The 15,762-nt window shown below is 68.9% G+C and carries 17 protein-coding genes; 11 read left to right on the top strand and 6 right to left on the bottom strand.

Translation table 11 applies throughout. The features are described 5' to 3' along the window. The first annotated feature begins 68 nt into the window (after nt 1–68). From AB0M48_RS09900 to purM, 6 genes are all read left to right on the top strand, one after another. Nucleotides 69–815 (top strand): maleylpyruvate isomerase N-terminal domain-containing protein, encoded by a 747-nt coding sequence (locus AB0M48_RS09900; protein ID WP_363838084.1) that lies wholly within the window; start codon nt 69–71, stop codon nt 813–815. Further along, entirely contained in the window at nt 815–1,132 is a 318-nt protein-coding gene (locus AB0M48_RS09895; RefSeq protein ID WP_363838081.1) for a hypothetical protein, read from the top strand. Before AB0M48_RS09900 ends, AB0M48_RS09895 begins: the two co-directional genes overlap by 1 nt. Further along, complete coding sequence (locus AB0M48_RS09890) at nt 1,132–1,434, top strand: hypothetical protein (RefSeq protein ID WP_363838077.1); 303 nt, start codon at nt 1,132–1,134, stop codon at nt 1,432–1,434. Before AB0M48_RS09895 ends, AB0M48_RS09890 begins: the two co-directional genes overlap by 1 nt. Continuing rightward, the gene (locus AB0M48_RS09885; RefSeq protein ID WP_363838073.1) at nt 1,434–1,796 is read left to right on the top strand and encodes a hypothetical protein; all 363 of its coding nucleotides are present in this window, start codon (nt 1,434–1,436) and stop codon (nt 1,794–1,796) included. The genes AB0M48_RS09890 and AB0M48_RS09885 overlap by 1 nt, the downstream gene beginning before the upstream one ends. A gap of 97 nt (nt 1,797–1,893) precedes the next feature. Beyond that, complete coding sequence (purF, locus tag AB0M48_RS09880; protein ID WP_090066113.1) at nt 1,894–3,399, top strand: amidophosphoribosyltransferase; 1,506 nt, start codon at nt 1,894–1,896, stop codon at nt 3,397–3,399. Nucleotides 3,400–3,429: 30 nt separating this feature from the next. Next, complete coding sequence (gene purM / locus AB0M48_RS09875; protein WP_363838068.1) at nt 3,430–4,491, top strand: phosphoribosylformylglycinamidine cyclo-ligase; 1,062 nt, start codon at nt 3,430–3,432, stop codon at nt 4,489–4,491. Nucleotides 4,492–4,562: 71 nt separating this feature from the next. On the opposite strand, the gene AB0M48_RS09870 is transcribed toward purM, so the two are convergent. Further along, the gene (locus AB0M48_RS09870; RefSeq protein WP_363838065.1) at nt 4,563–5,114 is read right to left on the bottom strand and encodes a hypothetical protein; all 552 of its coding nucleotides are present in this window, start codon (nt 5,112–5,114) and stop codon (nt 4,563–4,565) included. A 191-nt stretch (nt 5,115–5,305) separates the two neighbouring features. Here AB0M48_RS09870 and AB0M48_RS09865 point away from each other — a divergent pair, with 191 nt between their 5' ends. Together AB0M48_RS09865 and arfB are read left to right on the top strand one after the other, a co-directional pair. After that, nucleotides 5,306–6,457: a SigE family RNA polymerase sigma factor gene (locus AB0M48_RS09865; RefSeq protein ID WP_363838060.1), complete on the top strand. Its 1,152-nt coding sequence runs from the start codon at nt 5,306–5,308 to the stop codon at nt 6,455–6,457. Nucleotides 6,458–6,466: 9 nt separating this feature from the next. Further along, a complete protein-coding gene (gene arfB / locus AB0M48_RS09860; protein WP_319983196.1) occupies nt 6,467–6,895 on the top strand; it encodes an alternative ribosome rescue aminoacyl-tRNA hydrolase ArfB in 429 nt (142 codons plus the stop codon). Between the two features lie 154 nt (nt 6,896–7,049). Here arfB and AB0M48_RS09855 read toward each other — a convergent pair whose 3' ends face one another. Further along, nucleotides 7,050–7,715: a response regulator gene (locus AB0M48_RS09855; RefSeq protein WP_363838055.1), complete on the bottom strand. Its 666-nt coding sequence runs from the start codon at nt 7,713–7,715 to the stop codon at nt 7,050–7,052. After that, a complete protein-coding gene (locus AB0M48_RS09850) occupies nt 7,712–9,250 on the bottom strand; it encodes a sensor histidine kinase (RefSeq protein ID WP_363838051.1) in 1,539 nt (512 codons plus the stop codon). Before AB0M48_RS09850 ends, AB0M48_RS09855 begins: the two co-directional genes overlap by 4 nt. A 130-nt stretch (nt 9,251–9,380) precedes the next feature. Between AB0M48_RS09850 and AB0M48_RS09845 the strand changes: the two genes are divergently transcribed. From AB0M48_RS09845 to AB0M48_RS09835, 3 genes are read left to right on the top strand one after another with little or no spacing between them, the layout of a single operon-like run. Then, nucleotides 9,381–10,349, top strand: coding sequence for a tripartite tricarboxylate transporter substrate-binding protein (locus AB0M48_RS09845; RefSeq protein WP_363838363.1), 969 nt, complete (start codon nt 9,381–9,383; stop codon nt 10,347–10,349). Beyond that, on the top strand, nt 10,346–10,864 hold the full coding sequence (locus tag AB0M48_RS09840; protein WP_363838047.1) for a tripartite tricarboxylate transporter TctB family protein: 519 nt from the start codon (nt 10,346–10,348) through the stop codon (nt 10,862–10,864). Before AB0M48_RS09845 ends, AB0M48_RS09840 begins: the two co-directional genes overlap by 4 nt. Then, nucleotides 10,865–12,379 (top strand): tripartite tricarboxylate transporter permease, encoded by a 1,515-nt coding sequence (locus AB0M48_RS09835; RefSeq protein ID WP_363838044.1) that lies wholly within the window; start codon nt 10,865–10,867, stop codon nt 12,377–12,379. 44 nt (nt 12,380–12,423) lie between these two features. On the opposite strand, the gene AB0M48_RS09830 is transcribed toward AB0M48_RS09835, so the two are convergent. From AB0M48_RS09830 to AB0M48_RS09820, 3 genes are all read right to left on the bottom strand, one after another. Continuing rightward, nucleotides 12,424–12,933 carry a BTAD domain-containing putative transcriptional regulator gene (locus tag AB0M48_RS09830; RefSeq protein WP_363838041.1) on the bottom strand — a complete coding sequence of 170 codons (510 nt, stop codon included), beginning with the start codon at nt 12,931–12,933 and terminating at the stop codon, nt 12,424–12,426. Continuing rightward, nucleotides 12,930–13,196, bottom strand: a complete 267-nt coding sequence (locus AB0M48_RS09825) for a hypothetical protein (RefSeq protein WP_319983190.1) — start codon at nt 13,194–13,196, stop codon at nt 12,930–12,932. The genes AB0M48_RS09830 and AB0M48_RS09825 overlap by 4 nt, the downstream gene beginning before the upstream one ends. Nucleotides 13,197–14,258: 1,062 nt before the next feature. Next, nucleotides 14,259–15,752: a CoA-acylating methylmalonate-semialdehyde dehydrogenase gene (locus AB0M48_RS09820; protein WP_363838037.1), complete on the bottom strand. Its 1,494-nt coding sequence runs from the start codon at nt 15,750–15,752 to the stop codon at nt 14,259–14,261. Nucleotides 15,753–15,762: the final 10 nt, after the last annotated feature.

Here is a 15,762-nt window from a genome sequence, read left to right as displayed (position 1 = left end):
CTGCGACGCAGACACATCATGACCGGTTCCCCACTCGCGGGTTGAACGTTTCGGGCACGATGTCGCTCATGGTGCAGACAGGGTGGACGGCTCAGCGGTGGACCGCTGTGTTCATCGAGCAGGCGGAGTTGTTCCGCAAGGCAGTGACGGACGCGGACCCGGCCGCCGAGGTGCCGACACGTCCCGGCTGGACCGTCCAGGACCTGGTGATCCACCTCGCGCGCTTCCTGCAGACCTCCACCGAGTACCTGCGCACCGGCAGCCGCACCGCGATGCAGCCGCCGCCCCCGCCTGCCGGGCTGTCGCCGCTGCAGTACCTCGACCTGCAGCTGACCGCGGCCGCGGAGATCCTGACGGCCGTGCCGGGAAACCGCCCGGTGTGGACGTTCTCGCCGGCCGCACCCGACCTGGCCTGGGTCTGGCACCGCCGGATCGCGCACGAGACCGTGCTGCGCCGGTTCGACGCGCAGACGGTCGTCCGGCAGGTCGCGGCCACGGACGCCGACCTCTGCGCAGACGGCATCGACGAGGTGCTGAGCACGATCGTCGCGGCCCAGCTCGACGGCGACGTGCCGAGCACCGTGACCGGCACCGCATTGGTGCGTCCCACCGACGTGCCGGAGTCGTGGCTGATCTCTCTCGTGGCGGGCGAAGTACCGGAGATCCGGGCTGCTGCTCCCGGTGAAGAGGGCGACGCGCAGGTGACCGGTGAGGCCGAGGTCGTCTACTTCTGGCTCTGGAACCGCATGACCTTCAAGGAGATGACCGGCGACCGGCGCGTGCTGGACGTCCTCCAGGTCGGACGGGGGCACTGATGCGCAAGCTCGCTGCGGTGGTGCTCGGTTGCCTGTTGCTCGCCGGATGTGCGGCGTCCTGGCAACAGGAACTCCGATACAAGATCGTCTCGTCGCACAACACCAGCTCGTCCGAGTTCTTCGACCTCGAACTGGTGGGAGAGGTGCCCGGGGGTTCGCTGAAACCCGAGGACCTGAAGAGCACGCCACTGCTCACGAGCCAGGCCGGAGGCGCTCAGGTCGGTGACGAGGTGCTTTGCTCCGTTGAACAGGAGAAGGGCAACGCGTTCGGGAACTCGAACGTCGTGACGCACATCAGGAAGTGCAAGAAGGCCTGATGCGCAAGATCATCGTCACGTTCGCCGCCTGCCTCGTGCTGACCGCCTGTGGCGACGGGCGGTTCGAGGGCGACGTCAGGTTCAAGGTCACCGAGGCGGACTCCGAGGGGTACGAGCTGGTTCTGGCGCAGGATCAGCCGGTCGACATGGTCAGCGACTGGTACTCGGGCCGCGTCCTCGCCAGGGAGTTCCCGGAACCTGTCGCGATCGGCGACGAGGTGGTGTGCCACGTCGTGCAGCAACGGGTCGACGAGAAGCACATCGCGACCCGCTCCCAGACCACGAACTGCAAGAAGGCTTGATGCGCAAGATCATCGCGGCGCTCGCGGCCTGTCTGGTGCTGACCGGCTGCGGCCTCGGCCGCTGGGAGGGCGAGATCCGCTTCCGGGTCTCCAGCATCAACACCTGCTACGACGGCTACAGCGACGTCATCTGCGCCACCCGCATCTACCTCGACCTCGTGGGAGGCCTGCCGGGCGGCGCACCCGAGCCGGGTGCCTTCAAGGGCGCCTTCGTGGAGCCGGACGACTTCGTGGACGAGTCGAAGGTGCGCGACCAGGTGGCGGTGGGCGACGAGATCATCTGCGTGGGCGAGGAACAGTCCGAGGGCTTCGAGTACCTCAACGGGAACCCGCTGCAGCTCTCGAAGTGCCGGAAGGCATGAGTTTCATCACCTCACCAGGGGTCTGGAGGGGGTAGTTGGCCCCCTGCTCCACTTACACTCGGGTTGAAGCCAGCCCCATCGTTAGGGAGCCAATTCGGTGGTCGACGACCATTCCCAGTCCGAACAGGAACCCCGTGAGGAGTGTGGCGTCTTCGGCGTCTGGGCTCCGGGTGAAGACGTCTCCAAGATGACCTACTACGGGCTCTACGCCCTGCAGCACCGCGGCCAGGAGGCCGCGGGCATCTCGGTCGGAGACGGGGCGCAGGTCGTCGTCTTCAAGGACCTCGGACTCGTCAGCCAGGTGTTCGACGAGCAGGTCCTGCAGAGCCTCAAGGGCCACGTGGCCGTCGGCCACTGCCGCTACTCCACCACCGGGTCCACGACCTGGGAGAACGCGCAGCCCACGTTCCGCACCACCGCCGCCGGTTCCGGGCTGAGCCTCGGCCACAACGGCAACCTGGTGAACACCGCCGAGCTGCTGGAGAAGGCCAAGAGCCTCGGCATCGTCGAGCGCAACGGCGCCACCACCGACTCGGACATCCTCTGCGGCCTGCTCGCCCACGCGGCGGCCGACAAGGGCATCGAGCAGGCCGCGCTGGAGCTGCTGCCGACGGTCAAGGGCGCGTACTGCCTCACGTTCTCCGACGAGTCCACCCTCTACGCCGCGCGCGATCCGCACGGCGTCCGTCCGCTGGTCCTGGGCCGGTTGGAACGCGGCTGGGTCGTCGCGAGCGAGACCGCGGCACTCGACATCGTCGGTGCGAGCTTCGTGCGCGAGGTCGAGCCCGGTGAGCTGATCGCGATCGACGGCGACGGGCTGCGGTCCACCCGCTTCGCGACCCCCGAGCCCAAGGGCTGCATCTTCGAGTACGTCTACCTGGCGCGGCCGGACACGACGATCTCCGGTCGCGGCGTCCACGCCACGCGCGTCGAGATCGGCCGCCGCCTCGCCAAGGAACACCCGGTCGAGGCCGACCTGGTGATCCCGGTGCCGGAGTCCGGCACGCCGGCCGCGATCGGTTACGCGCAGGCCAGCGGCATCCCGTACGGGTCGGGCCTGGTCAAGAACGCCTACGTCGGCCGGACGTTCATCCAGCCGTCGCAGACCATCCGCCAGCTCGGCATCCGGCTGAAGCTGAACCCGCTGCGCGACGTCATCCGCGGCAAGCGCCTGGTCGTCGTGGACGACTCGATCGTGCGCGGCAACACCCAGCGCGCGCTCGTCCGCATGCTGCGGGAGGCCGGTGCGCTCGAGGTGCACGTGCGGATCGCGTCGCCGCCCGTCAAGTGGCCGTGCTTCTACGGCATCGACTTCGCCTCGCGGGCGGAGCTCATCGCGAACGGCCTGGACGACGACGGCATCCGGCGTTCGGTCGGCGCCGACTCGCTCGGGTACGTGTCGCTGGAGCAGCTCGTGGCGGCCACGGAGCAGCCCAAGTCGCGGCTGTGCTCGGCGTGCTTCGACGGCGAGTACCCGATCGAACTGCCGCAGGACGCCCTCATCGGCAAGCACCTGCTCGAGGGCCTCAAGGGCGTGTCGGGCTCGGCGGCTCCCGTTCTGGCGAGCGGCTATGGTGCCGAAGACGCCTTGCGTCGCCCCTGAGCACCCGATATCCAAGTGGAAGAAGTTGACGTGACCGACAGCGCCAAGGCCACCTACGCCGCCGCCGGAGTCAGTATCGCCGCAGGTGACGAGGCGGTGGAGAAGCTCAAGCCGTGGGCGGCCAAGGCGCACCGGCCCGAGGTGCTCGGTGGCATCGGTGGCTTCGCGGGTCTGTTCCAGCTCAAGCTCGACCGCTGGAAGGAGCCGATCCTCGCCTCCTCCACGGACGGCGTCGGCACCAAGATCGCGATCGCGCAGGCGCTCGACAAGCACGACACCGTCGGCATCGACCTCGTCGCCATGATCGTGGACGACCTGGTCGTGTGCGGCGCCGAGCCGTTGTTCGTGCAGGACTACATCGCCGTCGGCAAGGTCGTCCCCGACAGGATCGCCTCGCTGGTCAAGGGCATCGCCGAAGGCTGCGTCCAGGCCGGCTGCGCGCTGCTCGGCGGCGAGACCGCGGAGCACCCCGGCCTGATGGGCGACGACGACTACGACATCTCCGGCACCGGCGTCGGCGTGGTCGAGCACTCCAAGCTGCTCGGCCCCGACCGCGTCCGCGACGGTGACGTCGTGATCGCGATGGGCTCGTCCGGCCTGCACTCCAACGGCTACTCGCTCGCCCGGCACGTGCTGCTGGAGATCGCGCGGATGCCGCTGGAGGGCCACGTCGAGGAGTTCGGCCGCACCCTCGGCGAGGAGATGCTGGAGCCGACCAAGATCTACGCCAAGGACTGCCTGGCGTTGATCGCCGAGACCGAGGTCCGCGGGTTCTCCCACGTCACCGGTGGTGGCCTGGCCGCGAACCTGGCCCGCGTGCTGCCGGACGGCCTGCACGCGACGCTCGACCGCGGCACCTGGACGCCCGCGCCGGTGTTCCAGCTCATCGCCCAGCGCGGCCGCGTGGAGCGCGAGGAGATGGAGAAGGCGTTCAACATGGGCGTCGGCATGGTCGCCGTCGTCGCGCCCGAGGACGTCGACCGCGCACTGGCCGTGCTCACCGCCCGCCACGTGCCGGCGTGGGTGCTCGGCGAGATCACCAAGTCCGAGCAGGGCGGCGCCGCACTCGTCGGCGACCACCCGCGGTTCTGACGGTCAGCCCAGGGGACGGTGCCGGCGATCTCGCCGGCATCGTCCCTGCTCGCTGCGGAGCGAGACCGCTCTCACCGGTTGTCGAACTTCTCGTACTCCCAGTCCGTGGGCTCGACCATCGGACGTTGCTTCACCACGCCGAGCAGTCGATGTCCCTTCAAGGTCCACCGCCCGCCTGCGGTGTCGAACTCGAACTCCACCGGGCCGAACACCGACCCCGTGAAGCCCCCAGCTCGGTGGTACAGCCTCGTTGTCGCGGTCGCCTCGGCGACCACGGTGTTCTCACAGGCGGACACCGAGTTCACCTTGACGTTGTTGATCTCGTAACGCACGTAGCCGGCTTCCGCATTGGACCAGGACAGCACGTTGTAGGCGCGTTCGGCGGTCTTCGCCGCGTCAGGCGAGACCTGGACAGCGTCGTCGCTCAACACGAGTGGCGCTGATCCTTCCGCCGCGTTGATGATCGCGCGTGTCCGGTGTTCGGCCACGTCCCGTACCACCGTGACGATCCGCTCGCTGACCACCGGATCGGAGACAGCCGGACAGCCGGGCTCGGCTTCACCGGACGAGCAGCCCGCGGACGCAACGGCCACGGCGCTGAGGGCCAGTGCGAAGGGTTTCATCCGAACCTCACGCCGCCTTCCAGGTCGTTGCTCGTGTGGTAGCTCAACAACAGCCCCCTGTGGTCGAAAACTGCGACCATCATGGACGGGAAACCACGATCACCGGCCAACTGCTCCGCGGGCTCGCGAAGTGCTGAGGCAACCTTCCGGCACAGTCGCCGCGTAGTAAGCGGCGACCGAGGAGGGGGCACTTGGACCGCGACCGCGAGTTCGGGGAGTTCGTCGACGCCCGTGCGCTCGTCATGCGCCGCACGGCCTATCTGCTGTGCGGCGACTGGCACCGCGCGGAGGACATCGTCCAGACCGCGCTGATCAAGATGTACGTGGCCTGGTCGCGCGTGCGCAAGGACAGCGTCGACGCCTACGCCCGCAAGGTGCTCGTGCGCACCGCCGTCGACGAGACCCGGCGCGGGTTCTTCCAGCGCGAACGCATCGTCGACACCGTGCCCGAGAGCGCGGTGACGGACGCCACCACGGATCTGGACCTCCGTCGTGCCCTCGACGCGTTGCCGGCCGGGCAACGCGCCGTCGTCGTGCTGCGGTACTGGGAGGACCTGAGCATCACCGAGACCGCCCGCATCCTCGGCAGGACGGAGGGCACGGTGAAGAGCCAGGCCGCCAAGGGACTCGCCGCGTTGCGCGACCTGCTGGAGAACGAGCCGGTGTCGCGGATCTACACCTCCGAGGTGATCCGCAAGGGCAGGACGAAGCTGGTCCGCAGGCGCACGGCGATCGCGGGGGCCATGGCGTTCGTGCTGCTGGCCGGGATCGGACTGACCGGCTACCTGGCGAGTCCGCACGAGACATCGGCTCCGGCGATGTCCCAGGCGGATTCCGCGGCCGACCGCAACGCCGAGTTGACCAACCTGCTGCGGACCTCCTACGAGTTGCCGCCGGGCGTCACGGCCGAGGACGTCCCGGAGATCAAGGCCGGTGCGCTCACGTTCTTCACCCGTGACACCAACACTCCCGACAACCTGCGGCGAGCGGTGGCGAGGCTGCGGGACTCCCAGGGCGTCGGCGGTCTGACGATCGTGATCGGCCGCGCCAAGAGTTCCGAGCTCGGCAGCTGCGACGACCCCTCGTGCCGCATCGAGGAGCGTGACGGCACCAGGATCCGCAGCATCCAGCTGCCGAGCACGAGCCCGGGCGTGCAGGTCGTGTACGTCAACGCCATCAGGCCCGACGGCACGAGCATCCGGATCAGCAGCGACAACATCGGCCGTTTCAGCGACGCGGTGTGGGGCGATCCCACCGGCGGTGGGACTCCGCAGCGGTTCGCGCCACTGCTGGACCGCGAGGAGCTGATAAAGATCGCGACATTGCCGGGCCTCACCTTCTAACCTTGAGGCATGAACGACGTGACCGTGACGAGGACGCTGGTGGTGCCGGCGTCCGAGCTGCGCGAACGTTTTTCCAGGTCAGGTGGGCCGGGCGGGCAGGGAGTGAACACGGCGGACAGCCGCGTGGAGCTCTCGTTCGACCTGGCTGCCTCGCCGTCGATCCCCGATCACCTCAAGCAGCGGATGCTCGATCGGCTCGCGGGCAGGCTCGTCGACGGCGTGATCACGATCGCCGCCTCCGAGCACCGCGCGCAGCTGCAGAACCGTGCCGCCGCGCGCGAACGCCTCGCCGTGATCCTGCGCGAGGCCGCCGCGCCACCGCCTCCGGTGCGCAGGGCGACCAAGCCCACCAGGGGTTCGCAGGAACGCCGCATCGCCTCGAAGAAGCGCCGCGCGGACACCAAACGAGGCCGCGGCCGATCAGGCTCCTGGGACTGAGGTGAGGTGCCCGCAATCTCCGCCGCGTCTGTCGGCGCTCAGCAGGACGCCTCGCGGCACCGGCCCCGCGCCCCCATATGCCCGATATGAGGACGCGGGGCCGGTGCCACGATGCGCCCGTCTGAACGTCGACAGACGCGGCGAAGGTTAGCGGTCACCCCACCCACCCGTAGATCCGTTCGGGCCGGCCGGTGCCGCCGTACCGCAACCGGACCTCGGCCCGTCCCATCGACACGAAGTGCTCCAGGTACCGGCGCGCGCTGACCCGTGCGACGCCCGTCGACGAAGCGCATTCCGACGCCGACAGCCCTTCCGGGTGTGAGCGCAGCGCGGTCTCCACGAGCCGCGCGGTCTCCGGCGTCAACCCCTTGGGCAGCAACGGTTTCGAGGTCGGCCGCGCGCCGAACACCTGGTCCACGTCCGCCTGCCCGGCCGAGTCGAGCCGGTGCAGCTTCTCCCGCAACGACGCGAAGTGCGCGAGCTGGTCGCGCAGGGCCGAGTAGTCGAACGGCTTGATCAGGTAGTGCAGCACGCCGCCACGCATCGCACTGCGCACCGTCTCGACGTCGGTCGCCGCCGTGATCACGATGACGTCCACGTCCTCGTTGGCGCGCAACGACTTCAGCACTTCCAGCCCGCTCATGTCCGGCAGGTAGATGTCGAGCAGCACGAGGTCGGGCTTCAGCTCCCGCACCAGCCGCAGCGCGTCCCCGCCGGTGTGCGCGACCCCGGCGATCTCGAACCCGTCGGTGCGCGCGACGTAACCGCTGTGCACCTTGGCCACCATGAAGTCGTCGTCGACGACCAGCACCCGGATCACCAGGGCAGCCTTGCCGTGAAGACCGAACCGGACACGCTCACCGAACCGCCGCGCCGCAGGCACGCGCGCCTGATCAGCGCGAGCCCGATGCCGCGTTCGCCGTGCGATGCCGCCTTGGTCGTGAACCCGTGCCGGAACACCTCTTCCGCGAGTTCCGGCGCCACACCGGGACCGGAGTCGCGCACCACGACCTGGACCTCGTCGTCCAACTGCGTCACACCTACCTCGATCCACTTCCCCGCGCCGTTCGTGTTCAGCGAACTCAGCGCGTCCAACGCGTTGTCGACGAGATTTCCCAGCACCATCACCAGGTCCGCCGACAGCGCCTCGTCGACCCTGCCCAGCACGCTGTCCGGGCCCATCCGCAGCGCCGCCCCGCGTTCGGCCGCGAGCGACGCCTTGGCGATCAGCAGCGCGGCCACGGCGGGGTCGCCGATCGACGAGCCGACCTCGGCCCGCCACTGGTCCTGCGCCGAGCTGATCTGGTGAATGTAGTTGGTGACCTCGTCGTACTCCTTGAGCGCGATCAGCCCGGCGATGGTGTGCAGCCGGTTCGCGAACTCGTGAGCCTGCGCCCGCAGCGTGTCCGTCGCGTGCTGTGAGGCGTCGAGTTCATGTTGCAGCGCAAGGAGTTCCGTGCGATCTCGCAACGTCACGACGGCGCCGTCGCCGCCCTCGATCGGCATCCGGTTCAACGTCAGCACGACGCCCTGCCGCAGCACCAGCTGGTCCACGCCGGTCGCACGGCCGGTCAGCACGTCGCGCAGGCGGTCGTTCAGCTCCAGCTCCTCGACCGAACGCCCGACCGCGTCCTCCGGCAACGCCAGCAGGTCGCTCGCGTGGTCGTTGACCAGCGTGATCCGGTGCTGCCCGTCGAGGCCGACGACGCCCTCGCGGATGCCGTGCAGCAACGCCTCGCGGTTCTCGACCAGCGCGGTGATCTCGTGCGGCTCCAGCCCGAGCGTCTGGTTCTTCACCCGGCGGGCCAGCAGCAACGACCCGGTGACGCCGATGATCAGCGCGATCGCGAGGTAGCGCAGCACGTCGACGGGCTGCTCCAGCGCACCGGCGAAGATGCCCGGGTCCTCCGCGCCGGCGACCACCATGCCGTTGACCTGGCGGCTCGTCGGGTCGAACACCGGCACGTGCGCCTCGATGGAGTCGCGGACCGTGCCCGTCCAGGACCTGCCCTCCAGCGCGGTGGTGCGGGTGTCCAATGTGGTCCCGATCTGGGCCGGATCCGGCGACGCGATCACGAGCCGCTTCTCGTCGAGGATCAGCACGTAGGAGGCACCGGAGAGGCTGCGCGCGGTCTCGGCGGGCGCGGACAGCAGGCGCCAGTTGCCCATCTGCTCCTGGACCAGCGAGTTCGCGGCGACCGTCTCCGCGACCGACAGCATCCGGCGTTCCTCGTTGGAGCGAAAGTTGCTGCCCGTCTGGACGACTGTCAGCGCGCCCACCGCGCCGAGTAGCAGCGTGACGACTACCAGTTGCCATGCGAGGAGCTGACTGGCCAGGGAACGGCGGCGACGCATGTGACCTCCCGTGACCAGAAAGACCGAAAGAAACCTTAGAAGCGCAAGAGCGACATCAAGGTTTACACCAGAGCAACATGTCCAACCACGCGGACGAGAGGCGGGGATCACAGTGTCGGTGAAGGTGTGGGTGGCGGTGGCGGCGGCGTTGCTCGCCGTCCTGCTCGTGCCACCGCTGCTGACGCCGGGTGCGGACAGCGGCGAAGGCAGTCAGGTGCGGGCGCTTCGAGTGCTGGTGCCGAACGCGCCAGGTGGCGGTTACGACATCACGGCGCGCACGGCGGCGAAGGCCATGGAAGACGCTGACCTGCTGCGCAACGCCGAGGTGTTCAACCTCCCCGGCGCCGGCGGCACGGTCGGACTCGGCCGCACGGTCGGCGAGCGCGGCAACGGCAAGCTGATCATGTCGATGGGTCTGGGCGTCGTCGGCGCGGTGTACACGAACAAGTCGCCGAACTCGCTGCTCGACACCACCCCGATCGCGAAGCTGATCGAGGAACCGGACATCGTCGTGGTCGCGAAGGACTCGCCGTACACGTCGATGCAACAACTCGTCGACGCTTGGAAGGCCAACCCCGGCACGGTGACGGTCGGCGGCGGTTCGGCTCCCGGCGGTCCCGACCACCTGGCGCCGATGCTGATCGCCAAGGCCGTGGGCCTGCCGCCCAAGACCGTCAACTACATCCCGTTCGACGGTGGTGGCGAGCTGCTGGCGAGCGTGCTGGGCGGCAAGGTCGCGTTCGGCGTCTCCGGCGTCGGCGAGTACCGCGACCAGATCCAGGCCGGCACGCTGCGGGTGCTCGCGGTGACGAGCAAGAACCGCATCGAGGGCGTCGACGCGCCGACGTTGCAGCAGTCCGGTGTGGACGTCGAGTTCACCAACTGGCGCGGCATCGTCGCTCCTCCCGGCATCTCGCCGACCGACAGGGCGAAGCTGGTCGAGGTGTTCCAGAACCTCCAGAAGACGCCGCAGTGGAAGGAAGCGCTGCAGCGCAACGGCTGGACGGACGCCTTCGCGCCGGGAGACGAGTTCAGGACCTTCCTGGAGAACGAGAACAAGCGGGTGGCAACGGTGCTGAAGGACTTGGGGCTGGCATGACGACCGTGACGAAACCGGAGCGCAGGAGCTGGCTCCGCGACCACTCCGAGCTGGGCATCTGCGCCCTGCTGGTCGTGCTCGGCGTGCTGGTGCTCACCGACGCGCTGCGCATCCCCACCGACTTCGCCCAGCGCGGCCCGGTCGGCCCGAAGGCCGTGCCGATCCTGGTCGGCTCGCTGCTGCTGATCGTCGCCGCGCTGCTGGCCCGCGACGTGCTGCGCGGCGGCAAGGGCGAGGCGGAGGCGGGCGAGGACGTCGACCTGTCCGCACCCGCCGACTGGCGCACGGTTCTGCTGCTGTGCGGGGCTTTCCTCGCGAACGCCGTGCTGATCGGCGTGGTCGGGTTCCCCATCTCCGGCGCGATCCTGTTCTGGGGCGCGGCCTACGCCCTGGGCAGCCGCAACCTGGTGCGCGACCCGCTGATCGCGGCCGGCCTGTCGATCTTCACCTTCGTGGTGTTCAACAACCTGCTCGGCGTCCCCCTGCCCGGTGGCCCGTTGATGGAGGTGTTCTAGGTGGAACAACTGCTCGACGGCTTCGCGACCGCGCTGACGCCGACACACCTGCTGCTCGCCGCGATCGGTGTGCTCCTGGGCACCGCGATCGGCGTCCTGCCGGGCATCGGCCCGGCCATGGCGGTGGCCCTGCTGCTGCCCGTCACCTACGGCATGGAGCCGACCGGCGCGTTCATCATGTTCGCGGGCATCTACTACGGCGGCATGTTCGGCGGTTCGACGACGTCGATCCTGCTGAACACACCGGGTGAGAGCGCCGCGGTCGTGGCCGCCTTCGAAGGCAATCCCATGGCCCGCAAGGGACGGGGTGCGCAAGCGCTTGCCGCCGCTGCCATCGGCCACTTCACCGGCGGCATCATCGGCACGATCCTGATCGTCCTGCTGGCCCCGTTCGTCGCCAAGCACGCCGTCGACATCGGCGCGCCCGACCTGTTCGCGGTCATGGTGCTGGCGTTCATCGCCGTCACCTCGGTGCTCGGCGCGTCCCGCATCCGCGGGTTCGCCTCGCTGCTCATCGGCCTGACGCTCGGCCTGGTCGGCCTCGACGAGATGACCGGCCAGCAGCGCCTGACGTTCGGCTCGCTGCACCTCGCCGACGGCATCGACATCGTCGTGGTCGCGGTGGCCCTGTTCGCGGTGGGCGAGGCCCTGTGGGTCGCCGCCCACCTGCGCCGCAAGCCGTTCGAACCGATCCCGGTCGGCCGTCCGTGGCTGTCTCGCGCGGACCTGAAGCGCACCTGGAAGCCGTGGCTGCGCGGCCCGGTGATCGGGTTCCCGTTCGGCGCGATCCCGGCCGGCGGCGCGGAAATCCCGACGTTCCTGTCGTACGTGACGGAGAAGCGGCTCTCCAAGCACAAGGACGAGTTCGGCAAGGGCGCCATCGAGGGCGTGGCGGGCCCGGAGTCCACGGCCTCCGCCTCCGCGGCGGGAACCCTGGTCACGATGCTGACCCTGGGCCTGCCGACCACGGCGGTCGCGGCCGTCATGCTCGCGGCGTTCCAGCAGTACGGCATCCAGCCCGGCCCGTTGCTGTTCCAGCGCGAGTCCGGCCTGGTGTGGGCGCTGATCGCGTCGCTGTTCATCGGCCTGACGCTGCTGCTGGTGCTGAACCTGCCGCTGGCACCCCTGTGGGCGAAGCTGCTGCGCATCCCGCGGCCGTACCTCTACGCGGGCATCCTGTTCTTCGCCTCGGTCGGCGCCTACGCGGTCAACGCGGACATCTTCGACCTGCTGCTGATGTTCGTGATCGGCCTGCTGGGCTTCGGCATGCGCCGCTACGGCCTGCCGGTGCTGCCCGCGATCATCGGCGTGATCCTCGGCCCGGCCGCGGAACAGCAGATGCGCCGCTCGTTGCAGCTCTCCGACGGCTCGCTGACCGGCCTGGTCAACAGCCCGATGGCGATCATCGTCTACGTGGTCGTCGTGGTGATCCTGTTCTTCCCGCTGCTCAAGCGGTTCCTGCCGAAGCCTCCTGCCGCGGCGGCGGAACCGGAACGCGAGAAGATCGACGCCTGATCGCACGAGGAAGGCCCCCGCTCAGGAACCGAGCGGGGGCATTCTCATGCGCTGCGCACGATCAGGATCGCGAACGGTTTCTCGTCCTCCGGCCCGCGCACCGCGAGCTCGGTCTGCTCGCGCAACGTCGCCCAAAGCTCCATCACGCGGGCCACCTGCGGCTCCGGCATCCCGCAGATCGTCACGAACGCCCGCACCTGCTCGGGTTTCGTCGGCAGCTTGCCGCGCTTGAACAACGAGTAGACCTGGCTGCGCGGCAGCCGTCTGCCGGCCCGGCGGTGGATCTCCGGCAGGGTCAGGCCAGACCTGACCTGGATCGTCCGCAACAGCTCGATGAACTCGGCCTCGGTCGCCGCTCGCAGTTCGGCGGTCGAGGTCGCGATCAGCGGCTGCACGGGAGGCGGGTCGATGCCGAGTTCCGCTCCGAGAATCGTGCTCATCTCGCGGTACGCCGCGATCGCCTCCGCGCGCCTTCCCGATCTCGACAGGCCGAGCAGGAGCTGCGGCCAGAGCCGGTGCAGGCGTTCGAGCGGATCGCCCTCCGGGTAGGTCATCGCTGCTCTTCCGGCCAGATCACCATCGGGTTCACGGGAGGCAACGGGCCGAACCTCGCGGTGAACGGGCGGCTGCGGCCCAGCGTGACCGTCACGGCCAGCACGGCGGCTGTCGTGGACACGGCGACGACCGGCGAGTGGTCGTGCGCGAGCATCCACGCCGTGAAGATGAACGCGGCCGTCGCCAGCATTACCGTGCTGGTGCCGGAGGTGGAGCACCGCCGGCGCGGGTGAAGAGCCCCGTTGTAGGGGGTGGTGGTCATCAGAAACTCCTGGATGGGGTCGGCGCAGGCGTCACCGCGCGCCGGGTGGACCAGCTGATTTGCGAACAGCGAAAAGCCGGATGTGTGGAAAGCGTCCGTGCGGGCAATTGGCGTTGCCGCCGGACCCGGCGACATAACGGCTTGACCACGAGCATGTCACTCAGACGGGTGATTGCCAACTGAATCGTCGTCCAGGTTTTTCATGTCCCCGGTGCAACGGTGTCCAGCTCCGTCCAATCAGGTCCAACTGGCCAGTTTCTGTCCACTTCTTCGCAGCCGCTGACCACGAGGTGGTCGATTGGTCGTAATGTCCGCGTCCAATGCGGTCCAACTCTCTGGCCGGAGCTGTGGCGGACCGTTAGGCTCGCGAACGCACCGGAATGCTATTCCGGTGGTGAGAAACCCCTGGCAGAGCTTTGGACCAGCTGAGCAGCGGGGTGCGGCCTCCTGTTGGCGCGGGAGGCCGTCACGCGCCGCCACTGCGCCACCCAGCCGTCGAGCGCCTCACACGGCTCTCCGCAGCCGGTCAGGAAGGCTCTCAGCGGTTCTTCGTGCTTCGGGGGCCGATAGGTGCACATCGCGTGCGCGCTGCTCTTCGCCAACGCCAGGTCGCCCGCGTTGATCGAGACCTGCCGGCACGACAATCCTCTCGAGGTGCGCAGCTGGTTGAGTGCGCGGACGAATTCGGTACGGGTGGTGGCGCGGCATGCCGTCGCGAACGGACTGTCGTCCTCGCTGGGCGACATCGTGGTCGGTCCTCCTGCTGAGGCGTTCTTCTCCCTTTGTGCGGGTGTAACGAACGGGGCGGCGCCCGCGAGAAAGGGAGCGGTGTTCGACTGTGTGAACGCGGATCTTACCTCCGTGTCCAGCACCTTTGTCGAACCGTTCAGTCGTGTCCGTATTCCAAGATCAGCGAAACTGAAGTCGATTTCAGCAGGACAATCGTTCGCTTAGTTCGTTTGTCCAGATCAGCGAGTCGTTCGAGCCGTTATTGGTTCGACCAAATGGAAAAGGCCGCCCTGTTCGCGCGATGCGGACAGGGCGGCCGTTGCTCCTAACGGCTCAGCCGTGCGTGGGGAACCCCAGGTTCACGCCGTGCTGCTGCGGCCACCGGGCCGTGACGGCCTTGGCCCGCGTGTAGAACTTCACGCCCTCGGCACCATGCACGTGCGTGTCGCCGAACAGCGAGTCCTTCCAGCCGCCGAACGAGTAGTAGGCCATCGGCACGGGGATCGGCACGTTGATGCCGACCATGCCGACGTGCACGCGCCGCTGGTACTCGCGGGCGGCGAGCCCGTCACCCGTGTAGATCGCGGTGCCGTTGCCGTACGGGTTGGCGTTCACCAGCTCCAGCGCGTCCTCGAACGTGTCGGCGCGCACGACCGTCAGCACCGGGCCGAAGATCTCGTCGGTGTAGATGGTCATGTCGCGGGTGACGTGGTCGAAGAGCGTCGGTGCCAGCCAGAAGCCGTTCTCCGCGCCCTCTGGCGCGTACCCGCGGCCGTCCACGACCAGCGACGCGCCGGCCGCCTCGCCGGCGTCCACATAGGACCGGACGCGATCCCGGTGCACGCCGGTGACCAGCGGCCCCATCTGGGCCGCGGGATCGGTGCCCGGCAGCACCGACGGGTGCAGCTCGCGGGTCCGCGAGGCGATCTTCTCGACGAGCGCGTCACCCGTCTCGCCCACGGCCACGACGACCGAGATGGCCATGCAGCGCTCGCCCGCGGAGCCGTAACCGGCGGAGACGGCGGCGTCGGCGGCCACGTCGAGATCGGCGTCGGGCAGCACGACCATGTGGTTCTTGGCGCCGCCCAGCGCCTGCACGCGCTTGCCGGCCGCCGTGCCGCGCGAGTAGACGTGCCGCGCGATCGGGGTGGAGCCGACGAACGACGCGGCGGAGACGTCCGGGTGGTCCAGCAGCGCGTTGACCGCGAAGGCGTCGCCCTGCAGCACGTTCAGCACGCCGTCGGGCAGCCCGGCCTCCGCGAACAGCTCGGCCAGCCTGATGGACGCCGACGGGTCGCGCTCGGAAGGCTTGAGCACGAAGGTGTTGCCGGTCGCGATGGCGATGGGGAACATCCACATCGGCACCATCACGGGGAAGTTGAACGGCGTGATGCCCGCGACGACGCCCAGGGGCTGCCGCAACGAGTACGCGTCGACGCCGCGCGAGACCTGCTCGGAGTGCTCGCCCTTCAGCAGTTGCGGGATGCCGCACGCGAACTCGACGACCTCGAGGCCGCGCTGCACCTCACCGGCCGCGTCCGAGAGCACCTTGCCGTGCTCGGACGTGATGATCGCGGCGAGCTCGTCGCGGTGGGTGTGCAGCAGGTGGCGGTACTCGAAGAGGATTCGCGAGCGCGTCGACAGCGACGACTCCGACCACGACTGCGCCGCCTTCAGAGAGGACGAGACCGCGAGGTCGACGTCGGCCTGCTCGGCGAGCACCACCTGCGCGGCAACAGAGCCGGTGGCGGGGTTGAAGACGTCGGACGTGCGGGACGACACCCCCGTGGTGCGGGCGCCGTCGATCCAGTGCGGAATGGTGCTCAACGCGATCCTC

The organism is Lentzea sp. NPDC051208, assembly GCF_040682435.1.
Lineage (GTDB): Bacteria > Actinomycetota > Actinomycetes > Mycobacteriales > Pseudonocardiaceae > Lentzea > Lentzea kristufekii.
This window is presented reverse-complemented; position numbering and strand designations above follow the sequence as displayed.

What these genes read in the sequence shown, in the direction of transcription:
- AB0M48_RS09900 (WP_363838084.1), top strand. Translation starts at nt 69, where the DNA reads ATGGTGCAGACAGGGTGGACGGCTCAGCGGTGGACCGCTGTGTTCATC.
- AB0M48_RS09895 (WP_363838081.1), top strand. Translation starts at nt 815, where the DNA reads ATGCGCAAGCTCGCTGCGGTGGTGCTCGGTTGCCTGTTGCTCGCCGGA.
- AB0M48_RS09890 (WP_363838077.1), top strand. Translation starts at nt 1,132, where the DNA reads ATGCGCAAGATCATCGTCACGTTCGCCGCCTGCCTCGTGCTGACCGCC.
- AB0M48_RS09885 (WP_363838073.1), top strand. Translation starts at nt 1,434, where the DNA reads ATGCGCAAGATCATCGCGGCGCTCGCGGCCTGTCTGGTGCTGACCGGC.
- AB0M48_RS09870 (WP_363838065.1), bottom strand. Translation starts at nt 5,114, where the DNA reads ATGAAACCCTTCGCACTGGCCCTCAGCGCCGTGGCCGTTGCGTCCGCG.
- arfB (WP_319983196.1), top strand. Translation starts at nt 6,467, where the DNA reads ATGAACGACGTGACCGTGACGAGGACGCTGGTGGTGCCGGCGTCCGAG.
- AB0M48_RS09850 (WP_363838051.1), bottom strand. Translation starts at nt 9,250, where the DNA reads ATGCGTCGCCGCCGTTCCCTGGCCAGTCAGCTCCTCGCATGGCAACTG.
- AB0M48_RS09840 (WP_363838047.1), top strand. Translation starts at nt 10,346, where the DNA reads ATGACGACCGTGACGAAACCGGAGCGCAGGAGCTGGCTCCGCGACCAC.
- AB0M48_RS09830 (WP_363838041.1), bottom strand. Translation starts at nt 12,933, where the DNA reads ATGACCTACCCGGAGGGCGATCCGCTCGAACGCCTGCACCGGCTCTGG.
- AB0M48_RS09825 (WP_319983190.1), bottom strand. Translation starts at nt 13,196, where the DNA reads ATGACCACCACCCCCTACAACGGGGCTCTTCACCCGCGCCGGCGGTGC.